Annotated in this window: 17 protein-coding genes; all 17 read right to left on the bottom strand. The window is 45.8% G+C overall.

The window, feature by feature from the left end; all coding sequences use genetic code 11:
- Positions 1 to 5 precede the first annotated feature (5 nt).
- The 17 genes from DCMF_RS04420 to aroF all read right to left on the bottom strand — a co-directional run bounded on the left by DCMF_RS04420 (position 6) and on the right by aroF (position 18,106).
- Complete coding sequence (locus DCMF_RS04420) at positions 6 to 1,325, bottom strand: homoserine dehydrogenase (protein ID WP_148133296.1); 1,320 nt, start codon at positions 1,323 to 1,325, stop codon at positions 6 to 8.
- 51 nt (positions 1,326 to 1,376) lie between these two features.
- Positions 1,377 to 1,823 (bottom strand): ACT domain-containing protein, encoded by a 447-nt coding sequence (locus DCMF_RS04415; RefSeq protein WP_148133295.1) that lies wholly within the window; start codon positions 1,821 to 1,823, stop codon positions 1,377 to 1,379.
- 257 nt (positions 1,824 to 2,080) lie between these two features.
- Positions 2,081 to 3,559, bottom strand: a complete 1,479-nt coding sequence (spoIVA, locus tag DCMF_RS04410) for a stage IV sporulation protein A (protein WP_148133294.1) — start codon at positions 3,557 to 3,559, stop codon at positions 2,081 to 2,083.
- A gap of 221 nt (positions 3,560 to 3,780) precedes the next feature.
- Positions 3,781 to 4,803: an NAD(P)H-dependent glycerol-3-phosphate dehydrogenase gene (locus DCMF_RS04405; RefSeq protein ID WP_335582384.1), complete on the bottom strand. Its 1,023-nt coding sequence runs from the start codon at positions 4,801 to 4,803 to the stop codon at positions 3,781 to 3,783.
- A 5-nt stretch (positions 4,804 to 4,808) separates the two neighbouring features.
- Positions 4,809 to 5,396, bottom strand: a complete 588-nt coding sequence (gene plsY, locus DCMF_RS04400; RefSeq protein WP_148133293.1) for a glycerol-3-phosphate 1-O-acyltransferase PlsY — start codon at positions 5,394 to 5,396, stop codon at positions 4,809 to 4,811.
- A gap of 51 nt (positions 5,397 to 5,447) precedes the next feature.
- Entirely contained in the window at positions 5,448 to 6,773 is a 1,326-nt protein-coding gene (gene der / locus DCMF_RS04395) for a ribosome biogenesis GTPase Der (protein WP_148133292.1), read from the bottom strand.
- 22 nt (positions 6,774 to 6,795) lie between these two features.
- Positions 6,796 to 8,133, bottom strand: coding sequence for a DUF512 domain-containing protein (locus DCMF_RS04390; protein WP_148133291.1), 1,338 nt, complete (start codon positions 8,131 to 8,133; stop codon positions 6,796 to 6,798).
- Positions 8,130 to 8,639 (bottom strand): DUF3189 family protein, encoded by a 510-nt coding sequence (locus tag DCMF_RS04385; RefSeq protein ID WP_148133290.1) that lies wholly within the window; start codon positions 8,637 to 8,639, stop codon positions 8,130 to 8,132. Before DCMF_RS04385 ends, DCMF_RS04390 begins: the two co-directional genes overlap by 4 nt.
- The gene (locus DCMF_RS04380) at positions 8,636 to 9,121 is read right to left on the bottom strand and encodes a DUF3189 family protein (RefSeq protein ID WP_148137736.1); all 486 of its coding nucleotides are present in this window, start codon (positions 9,119 to 9,121) and stop codon (positions 8,636 to 8,638) included. Before DCMF_RS04380 ends, DCMF_RS04385 begins: the two co-directional genes overlap by 4 nt.
- Before the next feature lie 45 nt (positions 9,122 to 9,166).
- Positions 9,167 to 10,357 (bottom strand): stage II sporulation protein P, encoded by a 1,191-nt coding sequence (gene spoIIP, locus DCMF_RS04375; RefSeq protein ID WP_214659087.1) that lies wholly within the window; start codon positions 10,355 to 10,357, stop codon positions 9,167 to 9,169.
- Complete coding sequence (locus DCMF_RS04370; RefSeq protein WP_236860188.1) at positions 10,347 to 11,069, bottom strand: DUF1614 domain-containing protein; 723 nt, start codon at positions 11,067 to 11,069, stop codon at positions 10,347 to 10,349. The genes spoIIP and DCMF_RS04370 overlap by 11 nt, the downstream gene beginning before the upstream one ends.
- 139 nt (positions 11,070 to 11,208) lie before the next feature.
- A complete protein-coding gene (locus tag DCMF_RS04365) occupies positions 11,209 to 13,287 on the bottom strand; it encodes a bifunctional 4-hydroxy-3-methylbut-2-enyl diphosphate reductase/30S ribosomal protein S1 (RefSeq protein WP_148133288.1) in 2,079 nt (692 codons plus the stop codon).
- Between the two features lie 125 nt (positions 13,288 to 13,412).
- A complete protein-coding gene (locus tag DCMF_RS04360) occupies positions 13,413 to 13,997 on the bottom strand; it encodes a lysophospholipid acyltransferase family protein (protein WP_214659086.1) in 585 nt (194 codons plus the stop codon).
- Position 13,998: 1 nt separating this feature from the next.
- The gene (cmk, locus tag DCMF_RS04355) at positions 13,999 to 14,667 is read right to left on the bottom strand and encodes a (d)CMP kinase (protein ID WP_148133286.1); all 669 of its coding nucleotides are present in this window, start codon (positions 14,665 to 14,667) and stop codon (positions 13,999 to 14,001) included.
- 20 nt (positions 14,668 to 14,687) lie between these two features.
- Positions 14,688 to 15,974, bottom strand: a complete 1,287-nt coding sequence (gene aroA, locus DCMF_RS04350; protein WP_335582383.1) for a 3-phosphoshikimate 1-carboxyvinyltransferase — start codon at positions 15,972 to 15,974, stop codon at positions 14,688 to 14,690.
- Positions 15,975 to 17,072 carry a prephenate dehydrogenase gene (locus DCMF_RS04345; protein WP_148133285.1) on the bottom strand — a complete coding sequence of 366 codons (1,098 nt, stop codon included), beginning with the start codon at positions 17,070 to 17,072 and terminating at the stop codon, positions 15,975 to 15,977. It lies immediately after the preceding gene.
- A gap of 11 nt (positions 17,073 to 17,083) precedes the next feature.
- Positions 17,084 to 18,106, bottom strand: a complete 1,023-nt coding sequence (gene aroF, locus DCMF_RS04340; protein ID WP_148133284.1) for a 3-deoxy-7-phosphoheptulonate synthase — start codon at positions 18,104 to 18,106, stop codon at positions 17,084 to 17,086.
- Positions 18,107 to 18,133: the final 27 nt, after the last annotated feature.

Genomic DNA, 18,133 nt, shown 5'->3' with positions numbered 1-18,133 from the left:
TTAGATTAGTCGGCATCTTCCACCCGAATGATGCTTTCGATGTTTTCCACGCTGGATAAGCCGTTAATCACGGCGATGGCGTCCCGAAAATGTCTTTCTTCCACCAAGTGGGTAATCAAAACGATTTCTGCCCGTCCTTTTTCATCAATCCTTTTTTGAATCACAGTAGCAATGCTCACATTTTGATTGCCCAAAACCGCGGCGATGCTGGCCAATACCCCGGGACGATCCTTCACCACCATCCGTAAATAGAATTTTGTCTTAATTTCCCCGATAGACCGAATCCTTTTATGTTCAAAACAGGTACATCCCAACCGACCTCGGGAAGAAAATTGAATGTTGCGGGAAGCGGAAATAATATCACCGACAACTGCACTGGCTGTGGGAAGTTCCCCTGCCCCCCGCCCATAAAACATAGTTTTCCCTACGGCATCCCCTTCCACAAATACTGCGTTAAATGCATCCTTTACGCTGCTTAATGGATGAGAGATGGGAATCATGGCGGGGTGTACCCGCACCTCTACTTCCCCATCGATTTCCTTGGTGATACCTAATAATTTGATCGTATAACCAAGTTCTTTGGCATAGGTAATGTCCAGATGGGAAATTTTTGTGATCCCTTCCACGAATACGGCAGCATCTGTAATGCGTGTGTTAAAGGCAATAGAGGCCAAAATAGCTACTTTTCTTGCCGCATCGAATCCTCCCACATCGGCTGTAGGATCAGCCTCAGCATAGCCAAGGGCCTGGGCCTGGGCCAAAACCTCATCGAAGGTTTTTCCTTCCTCAGACATTTTTGTCAGAATGAAGTTGGTGGTGCCATTGACAATCCCCATAATTTGTTTGATATGATTTCCCGCCAAACTTTCTTTTAAGGACTGAATAATAGGAATACCGCCTGCTACACTGGCCTCAAAAAACAGATCTACGTCATGAAGGGCGGCAACATCAAAAAGTTCTTTCCCATGGGCGGCAATTAAATCCTTATTGGCCGTGACCACACTTTTCCCGTTTTCCAGTGCCCGAATCATATAATCCTTCGCCGGTTGGATACCACCCAAAACTTCCACAATAATATCGATTTCCGGATCATCAAGTAAATCCTTCGCCTGGTCCGTAAGAACATCAGCGGGTAAATCGAAGGCTTGAATTTTATCCAAAACTACTGTTGTGTTCTGATCGAGAATTTTTCTTATTTCTATGTGTGCGTCTACTTTTCGGGAAATGGTTTCCTTGTTTTCCAGCAATACTTTCACAACTCCGGTACCGACTGTACCCATTCCCATGATCCCAATGTTTATTTTATTCCTTTGTGATATGTGCATTTCAATCCTCCTCTATATTTATTATTGCTTACAATCACTTTATTAAGGAAATCAAATGCTTTGTCCTACCAGTTCAGCCTTTAATACACCGGGGGTAGTTAAAAATTTCTCTAATAGTTCGGGAATATTCACCTGCATTTGTGCTGCTTCTAAGGATACGGTGACATTTGCCATTCCTTGCAAGGGAAGTCCCTGGTTAATCGTTAAAATGTTTCCTTGAACATCCGCTATGGTATTGATCACACCGGAAAGGACACCGGAACGATGGTCCAGAATCATGTTAATGGTTACTATCTTTTCTTTTCTCTCCTGATAAAAAGGGAAAATACCGTCCCGATACTTATAAAAGGCACTTCTGCTCAGATTGACGAGATCGACGGCCTGATTGATTGTTTCTACTTTACCTTTGGCCAATAATTCTTTAGCTTTGGCAGTTTTTACAACAGCTTCAGGAAGAATTGCCTCGGAAACAATATAAAACTGACGGTTTGTTTTCATCCCTAGTCCCCCCTCGGATGTATCCTGCACGCATACTTTTATCTCATCATTGCGTACAGTATATCAAAAATTCCCCTTTTTAGGCAAGAAAAATTTATTAGAAAACTTGGCTTGCGCCATTTGACGACAGTGCAAGCCTTAGTTGCCCTTATACTTTCAACCTTTTGAAACTTTAAATTTTGAAAGTATAAAAAAAAGGTGGTATTTAACCACCTGAAAATTGTTGATTGAATATAATTAACAAAGCCCGTAGGGCTTTATAAGATAATGCAAATCAGTCCGCCGCCTCCTTCATTTGCAATGCGCTGTAGGGTTTCCTGCAGCTTAACCTGAGCATTTTCCGGCATACGATATAATTTAGACTGAATCCCTTCTTGGACCAGTTCCTGTAAAGACTTCCCGAAGATATTCGTTGTCCAGATTTTTTGGGGGTCATCTTCAAATTCATCTAAAATGTAACGGACCAGATCTTCACATTGTCTTTCGGTACCGATCAAAGGAGTGATTTCAGTGGAAATATTCGCTCTGATTAAATGAAAGCTAGGAGCACTGGCTTTTAGTTTTACCCCAAAACGGCCTCCCTGTTTGATCAGCTCAGGCTCTTCCAGATACATCTCATCCAACCGGGGCGTTACCACCCCATAACCGTTTGTTTTTACTTCTTCAATGGCGCTGGCAACTTTGACCCACTCCCGGTTTGCATAGCTGTAATCTTTTAACAACCGCAACAGGGTATGATCGCCTTCAATGGCGGTTCCCGTCACCTCTTCCAAAATACGATAGAAAAGCCCCTCTTGGACGCTAATTTCTATAGAGGCTACACCTGTTCCCAGGTCCATATGACTTAAATTAACTGCCTCCACAATTTCCGGCTTGCTTAAATCGTTGATGGCCAAGTCTATATCCCGTAAACGTTTTACGCCGGCGACGGCATTTCTCACATTTTCTTCACATTGACTTCTCAGCCAATGCTTGCCCTCAAGTTCTTCTATCCATCGTGGCAGATTAATATTGACTTCAGTCACAGGGAATTCATAGAGAGACTGCTGCAAGATTCTCATCACATCATCATGATCCATGGAATAGGCATTGACCGGAAGTACCGAAACATTGTATTTCTCAGATAATGCTTCAGACAGGGCTAAGGTTTCGGGTGCATAAGGGTGAACCGAATTCAATACAATGAGAAAAGGTTTGTTCAATTCTTTCAATTCAAAAATAACCCTTTCTTCTGCTTCTAAATAATTTTCCCGGGGGATATCCGTAACGCTTCCGTCGGTTACGATTACAATTCCAATGGTTGAATGGTCGGTGATCACCTTTCTGGTGCCAATTTCCGCCGCTTCCTGAAAAGGTATTTCGTCATCGAACCAAGGTGTGCGCACCATTCTAGGTCCTTCTTCTTCCTCAAAACCTAAAGCTCCCGGAACCGCATAACCGACACAATCAACCAGCCTTACTCTCATGTCAATACCATCTCGCACGGATATTTCCACTGCCTCGGATGGAATGAATTTTGGTTCGGTTGTCATGATGGTTCTGCCAGCGCCACTTTGAGGTAATTCATCTTGCGCTCTTTCCCGTTCATGGAATTCCACAATGTTGGGAAGGACAAGCAATTCCATGAACCTCTTAATGAAGGTAGATTTTCCTGTCCGCACAGGCCCGACTACCCCTAAATAAATGTCACCTCCGGTACGTTCTGCAATGTCACGCAGAATATCAAACTTTTCCATCAAACTTTTCCCTCCCTCTTAGTAAACATTAATTTTCCAGACGAATCTTATACAAAACTATCACATCATCCCTCCCTCAGTCAGGCGGAATGTCCATTTTTCCTTGACATGCTTTTTAATCTTATATATATGATTCGTACTGGGAATTATGACCAACAAAAAAAGTACGGAAGTTTTTCCATACTTTTTATGCTCGTTCGCATCAGAATATGTATAATTTTTTATCCCAGCATTTCTTTTTCGCCTTCGTGGGTTTTGCATCGGCTCATTAAGCTTGTTACAGCTTCGACCGGTTCCTTTCCTTCAAAAAGCACCTGATAAGTTTCTTCTGTGATCGGCATGCTTACGCCCACCTTCCGAGCAAGAGCATGGGCCGCACGGGTAGTGCTTACACCTTCTACCACCATTCCCATCTTACTTAACACTTGATCTATGGGATGTCCCTGTCCAATTTGGATCCCGGCCCGGCGGTTTCGGCTGTGCATGCTGGTGCACGTAACCACCAGGTCGCCGATGCCGGCCAAACCGGCAAAAGTTTGCGCCTCTGCGCCCAAGATCAGCCCCAACCGGGTGATTTCTGCCAAACCACGGGTGATCATGGCGGCCTTGGTGTTATCACCGTATCCTAATCCGTCGGAAATTCCCGTGCCTAAAGCAATGATATTTTTTAAAGCCCCGGCAATTTCCACACCCACCAGATCCATATTGGTGTAAACTCGGAAAAAAGGAGTCATAAACGTATCCTGAATAGTTTCCGCCACATCTTGATGATTGGCGGCCACCACGACGGCGGTGGGCAGTCTGACGGCTACTTCTTCCGCGTGGCTCGGCCCGGACAAAACCCCGATCTGTTCCCCGCAATAAGTAGGAAGTTCCTCACATAAAACTTGGGAAAGTCTCAACAAAGTTTCGGTTTCAAATCCCTTTGCCGTATTTACGATCATTGTCTCCGGCGACAGATAGGGCTTGATCGCTTTGGCGATTTCCCGCACGCTTTGAGATGGAACGGATAAAACAATCATTTGATGTTTTTTAAGAGCCTGAGGCAAATCAGCACATATTTTTATTTCCTGGGGAATTTTAATACCGGGTAAATACCGGGGATTTTCCCGGTCCCGGGCTATCTCTGCACAAAATTTGGCATCCCGTGCCCACAGGTTCACAGCCAGTCCTTTACTTGCTAAAAGTGTGGCCAGGGCCGTCCCCCAGCTCCCCGCACCTAAAACCGTAATGTGATTCATCATTCTTCCTATTTCTTCTCTCCTATTTTTCGTTCGGTTCCCTTAAATAATCGTGAAATATTGGAGTGGTGTTTTAAGATCACAAATGCTGCTCCCAACACACCGAAGGCAATATAATTAATATCTTCCTGCAAAATCAATGTGGCAATGGGAACTGTAAAAGCACCCAAAATAGTACCTAATGAAACATAACGCGTAAAAAAAACCGTGATTCCCCAGACTAAAACAGCCAATAAAGCTTCAAAAGGAAGTAAAGCCAAAAGGGCACCGAAGCCTGCTGCAGCACCTTTACCTCCTCTGAAGCCTAAGACTAAAGGGTAATTATGACCTACCACTACCATCAGCCCCGACAGGGTAGCAATGGTAGGGTTGCCAAAATATTTGGCGAGTAATACGGCAAGAATTCCTTTCCCTATATCGCCAATGAGAACCAGCACAGCGGGACCCTTGCCGATGGTACGCAAAGCATTTGTAAATCCTACGTTTCCGCTTCCGTACTGACGGATATCGATCCCTCGCGTCCACTTCGCAATGAGATATGCCCATGGTATGCCGCCAAGAAAATATGCCGCTAACAATAATAGCACTATTTTCATTCCCTATCGCTCCCCCGATTTTGGATAAGTTGGTCTCAAATCGTAGCACACTTATGCTTGTTCTTTTTCTCTCTTGCGAATGATGAACCAAATTGCCGTACCCTCAAAACCAAAATTCTTCCGGAACTGGTTTTCCAGATAGCGCTCATAGGAAAAATGTAACAGCTCCGGTTCATTCACAAACAGAACAAATTTTGGCGGTTTCACCCCAATTTGGGTCACATAAAATATTTTTAATCTGTGTCCCTTGTCGGTAGGGGGAGGAGTAACGGCCAAAGCCTCATCAATGACTTCATTTAAACGGGCGGTAGTAACTCTTAGATTCTGTTGTTCTGCGACAAAATCAACAATCTCCAGGATTTTATTGACTCTTTGCCCTGTAAGAGCCGAAATGTATAAGATCGGGGCATAATGGAGGAAGGCCATTTCTTCCCGAACCTGACGGTCAAAACGGTTCATGGTTTTGTCATCCTTTGCCAAGGCATCCCATTTGTTCACCACGATGATCATTCCTTTGCCCGCTTCATGGGCGTAGCCGGCAATTTTCTTATCTTGTTCCGTGACCCCATCCAGAGCATCGATCAGCATCAATACGACATCGCTGCGATCAATAGCCCGTAAAGAACGAATCACACTGTATCTTTCCGTTGGTTCTAGAACCCGGGCTCTCCTTCTCATTCCTGCAGTATCAATAATCACATAATGCTTTCCATCCTGCTCAAACAATGAATCGATGGCATCCCGGGTCGTTCCGGCCACATCCGATACAATTAACCTTTCCTCCCCTAATATTTTATTAACGAGAGAAGATTTCCCTACGTTCGGTCGGCCGATCACCGCAATTTTAACCGTTTCCGGGGGAAGGTCTTCTGCGGTATCGGGGGGGAAATTTTGGGCAATGACATCCAAAAGGTCGCCTGTGTTCATCCCATGGGCCGCTGAAATGGGGATAGGGTCTCCCAAGCCTAAATTAAAAAATTCATAAATCAGATCTTGATTTTGATAATTCTCAATTTTATTTACAGCCAGTACCACCGGTTTATTGCTTCTCCTCAGCAAATTGGCTGCCGCTTCATCATCGGGAGAAATCCCGGCTTTTCCATCCACGACAAAGAGAATGACATCCGCTTCTTCAATGGCCAGCTGGGCCTGCTGTTTCACCTTGGTTTCGATGATACCCCCTTTCCCGTAGAACTCAATTCCTCCTGTATCAATGACGGTAAATTCCCGGCCCAGCCATTCCGCATCCCGGTATAAACGGTCCCGGGTCACTCCGGGCGTATCTTCCACAATAGCGGTACGGCCACCGGTAAAACGGTTAAATAAAGTCGATTTTCCCACATTAGGACGACCTACAATTGCTACAATCGGTTTCATATCCATCCAGCCTTTCTAGGAATCATATCTGGTTTTTGCCTCCCTGGTGCATCACTTCATGAATCAAGCTTTCCCCCACCGGGTCCACGGCATGAATCATAATCTTTAAAGCTTTCTCTACCTGATCAACCGTCATATTGTCTAAAAAAAGGTCTTCGCCAAATTTCAGCAGGACAGAAGAAACAAATATTTCCGGACAATCATCTTGTTTGTACTGCCGGCGCCAATCCCGGAGCCCTACCATTAAATCGTGTCCCGTAAGTAAACCCGCGACAGTAACCGACGGGCCAAAGAAATGATTGGTCAGGGAAATTAAATCAACCTCTAATTGATCGATTTGATTTAATCTTTTTACGATGGGGCCTAATACCGGCTGTGCCGAACGCCCGGTTACAAAGGTTATTTTCCGGGTCTGGTCCAATGATTTCGGCAGCAGTGCTGACGCTTGCCGAAAACTTGTCCAAAAGGACCGGACCAGTCCCACCCCATTTTCAATTTGGGGAAATCCTTCATAATGGTCATAGGGCGGTATTTCCCTTTGGGCCAAAAGATAAAATTCATCCGCCAGATACACGAAATTAGTTTTTAAATGCTTTTGAAAGTTATTTTGCCATTGAGAAACAGTTTCAACCACATGCTGCGCTTCCGGCCCGGTAAATGGTCTGATCAAAGGATTTTTTTGAAACTTTGTCACACCTACGGGGACTACCGCAACGGATTGCACGTGAGGCCAAAAGGCGGACAGTTGATGTACGGTTTCATATAAGTCCTCTCCATCGTTCACACCGGGGCATAGAACAATTTGGGTGTGCATTTCAATACCTGCTTGGGCTAGATCACGTAAATAAGAGACAATTTGTCCTGCTTGGGAATGACCCAGCATCTTTTGCCGGAGAGCAGGGTTTGTGGAATGGACGGAAATATATAAAGGACTGATATGCATATCCTTGATGCGTGAGATTTCACGGGTGGATATGTTGGTCAAGGTAATAAAATTACCATAGAGCAGAGACAAACGATAATCATCGTCTTTTAAATAAAGGGTATTTCTTAAATCAGGAGGCATTTGATCTACGAAACAAAAGATGCATTTATTTTTGCATCTTTTTATACCGTCAAATGTATCCTGGTCAAAAATGATACCTAAATCTTCGTCTTCGTCCTTTTCAATTTCAAAGATTACTCGTTCCTGATGGGGTTTTTCAATTTCTAATTCGATAAACTCATCTGCGCTTAAATAACGATAATCCAATAAATCGGCAGGGGCTATCCCATTAATGGTTCTTAATAAGTCCCCTTTTTTTACGCCCAGTTCTTCTCCAATACTTCCGGGAACAACTCCGGAAATTTCTGCTCTCATAGGGACCCACCACTTTCTATGATTTCCCCATTATTATCCATCATACCAGGGATTAAGTCAATAGTGCCCCGCCTGCTTAGCTCCTTTTCCAGATAGTCCATAAGGGCGGGCAAATCCTCCCTCAGGCCTTTCCGGGAAAGATAGTTGCCTGCCTTGTACCAACCTCTGAAAGCCAAATATTCTCCCCATTTGGACATCCTCCCCAAAGGAAATGCTGTGTTAACCGCAATCAGTTGCCCTGAGGGAATATGCATAATATCTAAAAAACTGCGGATTGCTTTAAATATCAATTTTGCTTCATGGCCTACTCCTAAGGAGTAAATTTTATTTCCTTTCTGGTCGGTTCCGTGAAAAAGCATTTGATAGGGAGTTACCCGCGAACCAAAAAAGGGTACCTCTGGCAGTTGAGGCTGGACTGCTCCTTTACCGGGTAATTTCCCCAAATGAGCAGCTGCAGCCACCACAGCAGAGTGTACCCCGCTGTACCCGCAATATAGTATGATCATGTGGTGCCTCCGTTAGTAGTTCTCCCGCCGGCTACAGTAATTTTTAGTCTATGCACCAGAGAAACTAAATTGAAATAGGCATTTTGTGTGCCCAGAATCACAATGGGCCGGCCAATTCTTTCCAGCCCTAACCTTCTTGAGGTAAACCCGCCGATCATCATCGCTAAATTCACATAAGGCATGGTATCAACCAGGACGATTTCTTGTTGGTCAATGTGAAATGCTTCTCCGATCTGGCGAATTATTTTTTCAAAGGAAGGACCTAAGTTATGTTTGCCGATGATATACACTTCATTTCGATATTCATCAAAGCCCATAAAGCGGAAATAGCCATGGTCTTTCGCTTTTTGCTGCTCATAAAAGGGTACGGAGAGAAGCTCCTGAAAAGTAGGTCTTCTGGTACCGGGCAGCATCCCCAAATGGATGGCCGCGGCAGTAACAGAAGAATGACTTCCTCCGTAACAGCAGTAGATAATCTTCATGTTCTCTTCCATGCCATGAAAAAATTTTTTACAAAAGTTCTCATCCTATTTGGGCTTTCTTTTGCTGAGCGCATTTTTCCATTCACTACCGGCAAATTCTTTCAATTTTTTCACACCACCGCCCACTGAGCCCGTGCTAATGATGAGGAATAATCCACCGCCTACCACCAGGATGCCCAGCAACCACCAAACAGCAGGCCAGGATCCGGGTTTTGACCTTGTCAGCCCAGGGGAGGCAATCTGATTAAAAGGGGATTGGGCTCCTCTGTTTTGGTAAACTCCTAAGACTTTGGGCACAGCATCGGCAAATAAGGATACTCCTCTTTGGGCATCTTCCCGGCTGTTTTTATTGGACCCAACTTCTATCAACATCATGCGGGGACCCAGATCTTGGTTATAATTCCCATGAGCCAGGAAAATTCCTTCAAATAAGCCGGGGTGAGCCTTATCCATAGCTGCTTTCATGGTTTTGGCAAATTCCAAATTGGCTTGCTTATTTTGATTTTGGCGCCCTACGACCATTTTTATTTTCGTTACGGGTTGGCTGCCGATCTTTTGTTCATATACTTCAGCCGGTACGGCATCACGATGCACATCAAAGGCAATAGCCGGTTGTTTTTTAAGCAATTTTACGGCGGTCCTGCGGGACCTCTGATATGCTCCTGCATCATGAGGATCGTGAGGCGTTTTATCATGATAGACGGTCAGGCCAAGGTCTTTCATTTTTTCCGTAAAGACATCGCCTACCTTAAATATTCCCCCTTGGGCCCGAATACTGGATTTTCCGTCGGTAGGAATATAGGATTCATCACTGTGGGTATGGTAAACTGCAATCACACTCTTTTTGTTGGCGTCTGATTGTACCGGGAGATCGGTAACAGCAGGAATGTTATCCCATTCATCCTGCCAAACGATATTTTCTGTACCCAGGTATTTGCAGGTTGCGGTATAGCCTTTTACGCTTATCACCCGGTAATGCTTGTTGTTGGCAGCCCAGTATTCATCTCCAACATTAACACGAAGGGCCGTTTTAGTAATGACATTATTCAGATTATCCACCATGGTGAAATAATGCCCTTCCGGGGCTTCCGTTTCATTACTGACGCCAAGAAAGCTAAACCACCCCGCCGTAGCGACGGTGCGTAAGTGGGTCCAGTGAGAGACCGCTCCGGCAACGAAAGGAAATCCGATCATTACAACCGCAAGCAGGGCAACCAAGCGTAATCTATTTTTCATCACGATCTTCTCCTTTCTTTTGTCTTTCCTCATCCGAATGGGAAGGGTTCTTTAACCCTTGGAGAAGTTTTCTGGGGCGATCTGCCAGAGCCGGGCCTCCCTGCAATCGTTCGCGCAGCTCGCCCACGCCTTCCGCCAGCAGGACGGCAAGAATACCGGCCAGCACTAAGGCATCCAAAGCTCCTGCCCCTCCAATATCCACACGACCCGGACTATTGATTACTGCCAACCAAACGAAATTGGCTAAATCGGCAAACATTACGCCCATCGTCGCCGTCACAAAAGCGCCTCTTCTCGACCGTCCCAATAAATAAGCAACCGCGCCTGCAATAATGGGATATACCCATAAGGGATCGATCATCATATTTTCCGGTTCAGCAGAAAGCAATCTGGTGGCAGTCACCAATAATACTGCTGTGACCGCTGTACCAAACAATGCTCTGCCCCATTCTTTCGTCGTCCCGGCAGTGACAAGAAGATAAACGGCAAAAATGAGAGGGATGATCGCCCCTCCTATATTGATACTTAAAGCAGTTCTTCCTGAGACAAGGGGAATATCAATAAAACTTCCGAGGATGATCCCGGCAATAACGACAAGGGCTCCTTTATCTGTTAATTTCATGCGGTCCAATACTCTTTGGGCCAGGCCAAAGTAAATTAAAACGGAAAGTATCACTAAAATAATCATGCCAATGGGTACTTTCGGCATCATTTGAACTCCTTTCCCGAATGCATTTTTTCACTAGTTAGGCTTTGCGAAATGCGCAAGGAATATACAAAAAAGCATGACAAATGTCATGCTTTTTGGTGCATAAAAGTATCAAAATTTTCGTCTCGCGAGCCGGTAACTTTTATTCCCCGTCAATTTTAAGCATATCGCCGATGGTCACACCCAGCCCTTCCTCTTCCGGGATCACCACATTTTCTTCTTTTTTCTCTTCTTCTACCGTGACGCCGCTCGCTTCTTTAATACTTAAACTCATCCTTTTCGCTTCCAGGTCAATACCTAATACTTTTACTTTCACCTGATCTCCGGGCTTCACCACATCTTCTGTTTTGGCCACCCTTTGGGGTGCCAGCTGAGAAATGTGTACCAGTCCTTCGATACCCGGTTCAACTTGTACAAAAGCACCGAAAGGAGCTATACGCACCACTTTTGCATCAACGATGGATCCCACAGGGTATTTCTCTCCGGCATTGGTCCACGGGTTGGGCAGCAATTGCTTCAGACCTAAGGATACTTTTTCGTGGTCTCTATCCACTCCTAAAACATAGACTTCCAGACTATCTCCTTCTTTCAAAACATCAGAAGGATGATTTACTCTGTACCAGGCCATTTCTGAGACGTGGAGCAACCCATCGACGCCTCCGATATCAACAAAAGCACCAAAATTGGTAAGCCGGCGCACCACACCTTTAATCGTGATTCCTTCCTCTAATTTGGCCCAGGTATCTGCTTTCCTGTTTTGCAGCTCTTCTTCTAAAACGGCTTTTGGAGAAAGAACCAATTTGTTTTTGGAACGGTCACATTCCACGATTTTCATGCGCAAGTCTTTTCCCACATAGGAGGACAAATCTTCCACATAGCCAAGATCGACCAGGGATGCAGGAACAAACCCCCGCACACCTACGTCAACTAACAATCCGCCTTTTACTACCTCGATCACCTTTCCGGCAACAATTTCTTTGGATGAACAGGCATTCCCCAGATTTTCCCAGACTTTTTCTTGGTCTACACGTTTTTTGGACAACACCGGATGACCCTCGTCATTTTCTCTTTTCAGGACAAGAACTTCTATTTGATCGCCTACCTTAATGGCGTCATGTATGTTTTCCGCTTCGTAGAAGGACAGCTCGGATCTGGGAATCACTCCCTCAGACTTGCTTCCTACATCTACTAAAACTTCCCCATCCCGAACCTGAACCACTGTGCCACAGATTCTTTCGCCTCGACGTACTTGTTTAATTTCGCCGTCATAGGCCTCCGCAAAAGATGTCTCCGGTTGGGTGGGTTCTGCCTCGGGTGCTTCCGGGGTCAGCTCTTGTTCCGGAATTTCACTCTGGTTACTGTTTTCCGGTGTCATTTGTTCTTCATGCTCGTTGATTTCCATCATCTTCTGTAATACCTCCTCAATAATCCAATCTGGTGTAGACGCTCCGGCCGTGATGCCGACATTCTCTACACCCGTTAGCCAAGAAACATCAATATCGGATGCCTCTTCCACATGAAAAGTAGTTGTACCGGTTTCTCTGGAGATACGTGCCAGCTTTTTGGTATTGGCACTATTTAATCCGCCAATCACAAACATGACATCGACTTTTTTTGCCAGTGCGGCAGCGGCGTTTTGCCGTTCGGCCGTAGTATGACAAATTGTATTAAAAACTTTTAGTTGAGGGTTTCTCCTTTGGAGTACTTCAACTACTTTTTGGAAGCTGTTTTCCGGCTGGGTAGTTTGAGCGATTACCCCTACTTTTTCTCCTAAGGGGATTTCTGCCGCTTCCTCAGCACTTTCTACAACAAGGGCGGTATGATTAGACCATCCGATAATTCCCTCCACTTCCGGGTGGTTTCTATCACCAACAATGACGATAGAAAAACCCTTTTCAGCCAAATATTTCGCATATCCCTGCGCTCTTTTGACAAAGGGACAGGTAGCATCGATGACCTCCAAATTTTTTTCACTGGAAGCGGAAAATACTTCGGGGCTTACGCCGTGGGAGCGGATGATCACATGTCTCCCTTCCACCTCGTTGATATCATTAACCCATTTTATGCCATGATGAGCCAATCTCTCAACTTCTTGTGGGTTATGAATGAGCGGCCCCAAAGAAAAAACTTCACCAAACTTGGCTGCAGCCTCTTCCGCGTACTGCAGCGCTCTTTTTACGCCAAAACAAAAACCGGCATTTTCTGCTACCGTAATCCGCAATGGTCTGTTTCACCCCTAAGAAAACCTACCTTAATTAGTTTATACATTTTTTTCCCAAACATTATTTCAATTCGGTAAAAAAAAGATTATTCCTGCACAAGGATAAAAAAAACGGTATTTCAGTTTTATTTGAGCAGATCAGAGACAGCCTGCCGAATCTGTTCACTGAGATCTTCCAAAACTTCGGAAGAAGGCCGCTGATCCATGGAGGCAAATGCGATCGGTTTACCAATTCGCACTTCTACCGCATAAAACCAGCCTAAAAGAACTTTCCTTGAATTTACTACTGCCATAGGCAGAATGGGGCATTGGGCTTTGTAGGCCACCATATTGATACCTGGTTTAAAAGGCAAAAGATTTTCTGTTTTACTCCTTGTGCCCTCAGGAAATACCCCAATGATCTTATTTTCTTTCAGCAAATTTATGGCAGTTCTTAAAGCATTTCTGTCCGATTGCCCTCTTTTGATAGGAAAAGAGCCAACTTTATTTAAAACGGTCCCCAGCAGGGGATAAGAAAAAAGCTCTGCCTTGGCCATAAAATGTACCTGCCGGTTTAGGGCACATCCCACTAAAATGGGATCCCAATAACTCCGGTGATTACACACAACGACCAGAGGGCCCGATGAAGGAATGTGCTCCCTCCCTTTTACTTTCCACCGTCCCAATAAAATGAGCACCAACGTAAATAATCCTTTTAGAAAGCTGTACACCTTAATCGTCCCCCAGGCAAAGGTTTAATATTCTCTTAATTACCGTATCTATCGTCAGGCCGGTGGTGTCAATCAAATAAGCATCCGGTGATTTCACAAGGGGGCTTACCGCTCTTTGGGAATCCAGTAAATCCCGTTGCATAATATCTTCTTTGACGCTTTCCCAAGAAATGGGATAGCCTTTTACCTCAAACTCTTTCCGTCTTCGCCAGGCTCTTTCTTCCACAGAGGCTGTTAAAAATATCTTACAGTCGGCATCAGGCAATACCACCGTACAGATATCCCTGCCATCCATCACCACACCGCCGTCCCTGGCCATCTCACGCTGGAGCTGGACCATTTTTTGACGCACCCCGGGAACTAAGGAAACCAAGGACACATTTCTTGAAACTTCCGGGTCCCGGATTTGTTCTGTAACGTCATGTTCGTCACAAAAAACCAAATTCCTGCCATTCCTATTAATTAGTTTGATATTCGTGTTTTGGGCCAGTTCCGTAAGCGCGTGATGATCATCTAGGGGTATTTTTTGCTGCATGACCTTGTATGTGATGGCTCGATACATGGCGCCGGTGTCGATATAGAGATAATTTAACCGTTTTGCCACCAAACGGGCTACCGTGCTTTTTCCCGCCCCCGCCGGCCCGTCAATGGCAATTGTTTTTTTTGCCATTTTGCTCCTCCGTAAGATCATTAAAAAGATTTTAACATCTCAAAAAAACCGGGGAAAGATATTTTTACACTTTCGGCATTTTCAATCGTTGTTACCCCTGCCGCCGAGATGCCTGCTACAGCCAAAGCCATGGCGATTCTATGGTCATGGAAACTATTGACGGCCGTGCCTTTTAAGGTCCGACCTCCCCTGATTACCATCCCATCCTCTCGCGGCTCAATATCCATGCCCAAAGCAGCCATCTGGGAAACCACGCTGATGATTCGATCGGTTTCCTTCACGCGCAGTTCACCCGCATCTTTAATCACGGTGGTCCCCGTAGCATGGGCGGCTGCCACGGCTAAAACCGGTATTTCATCAATCAGGCGGGGAATATCGTCGCCTTCTACCGTAATACCTTGCAAATGACTATGTTTGACCTGGATGTCCGCTACCGGTTCTCCGGCTTCTATTCTTTCGTTTTGACAAGTGATCTGGGCACCCATTCTTTTAAGAACATCAATAATGCCGGTCCGGGAAGGATTAACCCCAATATTTTTCAGCATTAACTCCGACCCAGGAGTAATTGCCGCTGCGACCAAAAAAAATGCCGCGGAGGAGATATCTCCCGGAACCATAATTTTCTCACCCTTTAAACGGGGCAGGCCCTTGACGGTAGAGATACAACCCGTTGTCTTCACTTGGGCGCCGAAAGAGGCCAGCATGGTTTCCGTATGGTCACGGGATTTGGCGGGTTCGATCACGGTGGTCTCGCCTTCCGTGAACAACCCGGCCAGTAAAACAGCTGATTTTACCTGAGCACTGGATACAGGAGAGGAATAGGTGATGGGGTGGAGATTTCCTCCCCGAATGGACAAGGGAGCATTTTTCCCTTCATTCCTGCCGTCTATCCTGGCACCCATAGCGCGCAGGGGATCGACCACTCTAGCCATGGGGCGGCTGCTTAAAGAAGCATCGCCTTTCATTACGGCATGAAAAGGATGGCCCGCTAAGAGCCCTAACATCAAGCGCATGGTGGTGCCCGAATTCCCGGCATCCAAGATTTCTCTAGGTTCCTGCCAACCGAAGAGTCCTTTGCCGAAAACATGAAGCTGGCCCGGGGCAAGGGTTTCCACCTCGATGCCCAGCTTTCTCACACAGGCCACCGTGCTTAAACAATCTTCCCCCATTAAGAAACCTTCTATTTCTGTACGGCCCTCCGCAATACTGCCTAAAAGTACCGCCCGGTGAGATATGGATTTGTCTCCGGGAACAGAGAGGGTCCCTTGAATTTTCCCGGAAATTCCTTTTATGACTTCGTTCATCATCTATCTCCTTTTAACAGGGATTCCCTGCTTTAACAAAATATCTAACGCGCAATCCAAATCGCTTTTCTTTTGGAAAGCCAAGCGGATGGTTCCTTCCTGGTTTTCCCTGACCTGGAGGACCTCGATCTCAGAGATATTTACCGACCTGTTTCCCAGACTGCCGGTAATGATGGATAGCATGCCCGGCTGATCAGGAACCGTGACCAGAAGCTCATAGACCTCGGGTAAAGCCCCCCTGTAAGTGATGGGGATTTGTTCCCTGTTCTTCTGGGCCTGGGTAAAAGTATGGATTAAATTATTTTCATCCCTTATTTCTAAAGTATTTTTTATTTCTGCTAAATGTTTCTCAAACGAATCAATCATCTTAATAATATTATCCCTGTTGGACAGAGAAATATCTCGCCACATCACAGGGTCTCCCCCCGCAATCCGTGTGGTGTCCCGGAAGCCACCGGCGGCCAATAAGGGAGCATCGACAAGCTCTTCCGACAGCTCATGCACCGTGTTAACAAGGGAAACAGCCACCAAATAAGGTAAATGACTCACTCCGGCCACGATCTGATCATGCACTTCAGGTGACATCATTTTGACTTTGGCGCCTACCAGTTCCACCAGTTCCACTACGGTTTTCAGCGCTTGCTCATTTGAATGTCCTTGGGGAGTAAGCACAAATATGGCATTTTCGAATAGATAGGGATGTGCCCCGGAAATACCGGCTCTCTCCGAACCTGCCATAGGATGTCCCCCAATCAAATAGATCTTAGGAGGAATCATGGGGGAAAGCTCCTGCAGTAAATCGTTCTTGGTGCTCCCAACATCAAATATTATACAATGATTTTTTAAGAAAGGAAGAATATTCTGCACAATCTTTTTCATTTGACCCACCGGAACAGCTAAAAGTACTGCATCGGCATGCTCAACAGCCAATTTCAATCCAGTGGTACCCCAGTGAACCGCCCCCTTTGCTACGGCTTCCTGAATGGAGGAAAGTCCGATGTCATATCCCACTACCTGAGGAATCTTTTTACTGTTACTAAGGGCTAGGCCTAAGGAACCCCCTATTAGACCTAGCCCTATGATGGTAATTTGATTCATCATAACCCTTTACCCTACAGCCGGCCTAAGGGGCGTCCCAGGGCGGCAGCGATGGTTTCTACTTCGGAAATAAGCTTCGTAAAATTTTCTTCGGTCAGCGACTGGGGTCCGTCGGACAGGGCTTCTGCCGGGCGAGGATGGACTTCCACCATCAAACCATCGGCCCCGCAGGCGATGGCCCCTTTAGACATCGGGGTCACTAAAGCCCATTTTCCTGTGCCGTGGCTGGGATCAACAATCACCGGCAGGTGGGTCAGGCTCTTTACTAAAGGCACGGAGCTTAAATCCAGAGTATTTCTTGTCGCTGTTTCAAATGTGCGGATGCCCCGCTCACAGAAAATAACCTGACGGTTTCCTCCGGCCATAATGTACTCCGCAGCCAGAATCCACTCTTCAATGGTGGCGGAGGGACCCCGTTTCAATAAAACCGGCTTGTTGGTATTGGCCACTTCTCTTAAAAGAAAAAAATTCTGCATGTTGCGGGCCCCGATCTGTAAAATGTCGGCATATTCCGCCACCAGTTCCACACTTTTTGTGTCCATCACTTCAGTGACAATGGGCATCCCGGTAGCTTCCCGTGCTTCCGCCAATATTTTTAAGCCGTCTTCTTCCAAGCCGTGAAAAGAGTAAGGTGAAGTCCGAGGTTTAAAAGCCCCGCCTCTGAGGATGGTGGCCCCGGCATTCCGGACAATGTGGGCGGTTTCCAAAAGCTGTTCCCGGCTCTCCACCGCACAGGGGCCGGCCATGATCTGTACCTGGTCCCCTCCTATTTCCAGCCCATGGACCCGAATCACGGTTCTTTCCGGTTTAAACTCCCGGCTGGCTAATTTATAGGGGTGTAAAATCGGCACTACCTTTTCCACTCCCGCCATGGCTTCAATGGCGATACAGCTTAACCTGGTTTTGTCTCCCACCGCACCGATAATGGTTCTTTCTACTCCTTTGGAAAGATGGATATTAAAACCTTCGTTTTGTAAACGGGAAACCACTGCTTCAATTTGATTATCTTTTACCCCGTGGTTCATCACCACAATCATGATACGTTCCCCCTTATCTTAAGATCA

Source organism: Candidatus Formimonas warabiya (assembly GCF_002777255.1).
GTDB classification, from domain to species: Bacteria; Bacillota; Dehalobacteriia; order Dehalobacteriales; family Dehalobacteriaceae; genus Formimonas; species Formimonas warabiya.
The sequence above is the reverse complement of the archived record's forward strand: the minus strand, read 5'-3'. Positions and strand labels throughout refer to the sequence as shown.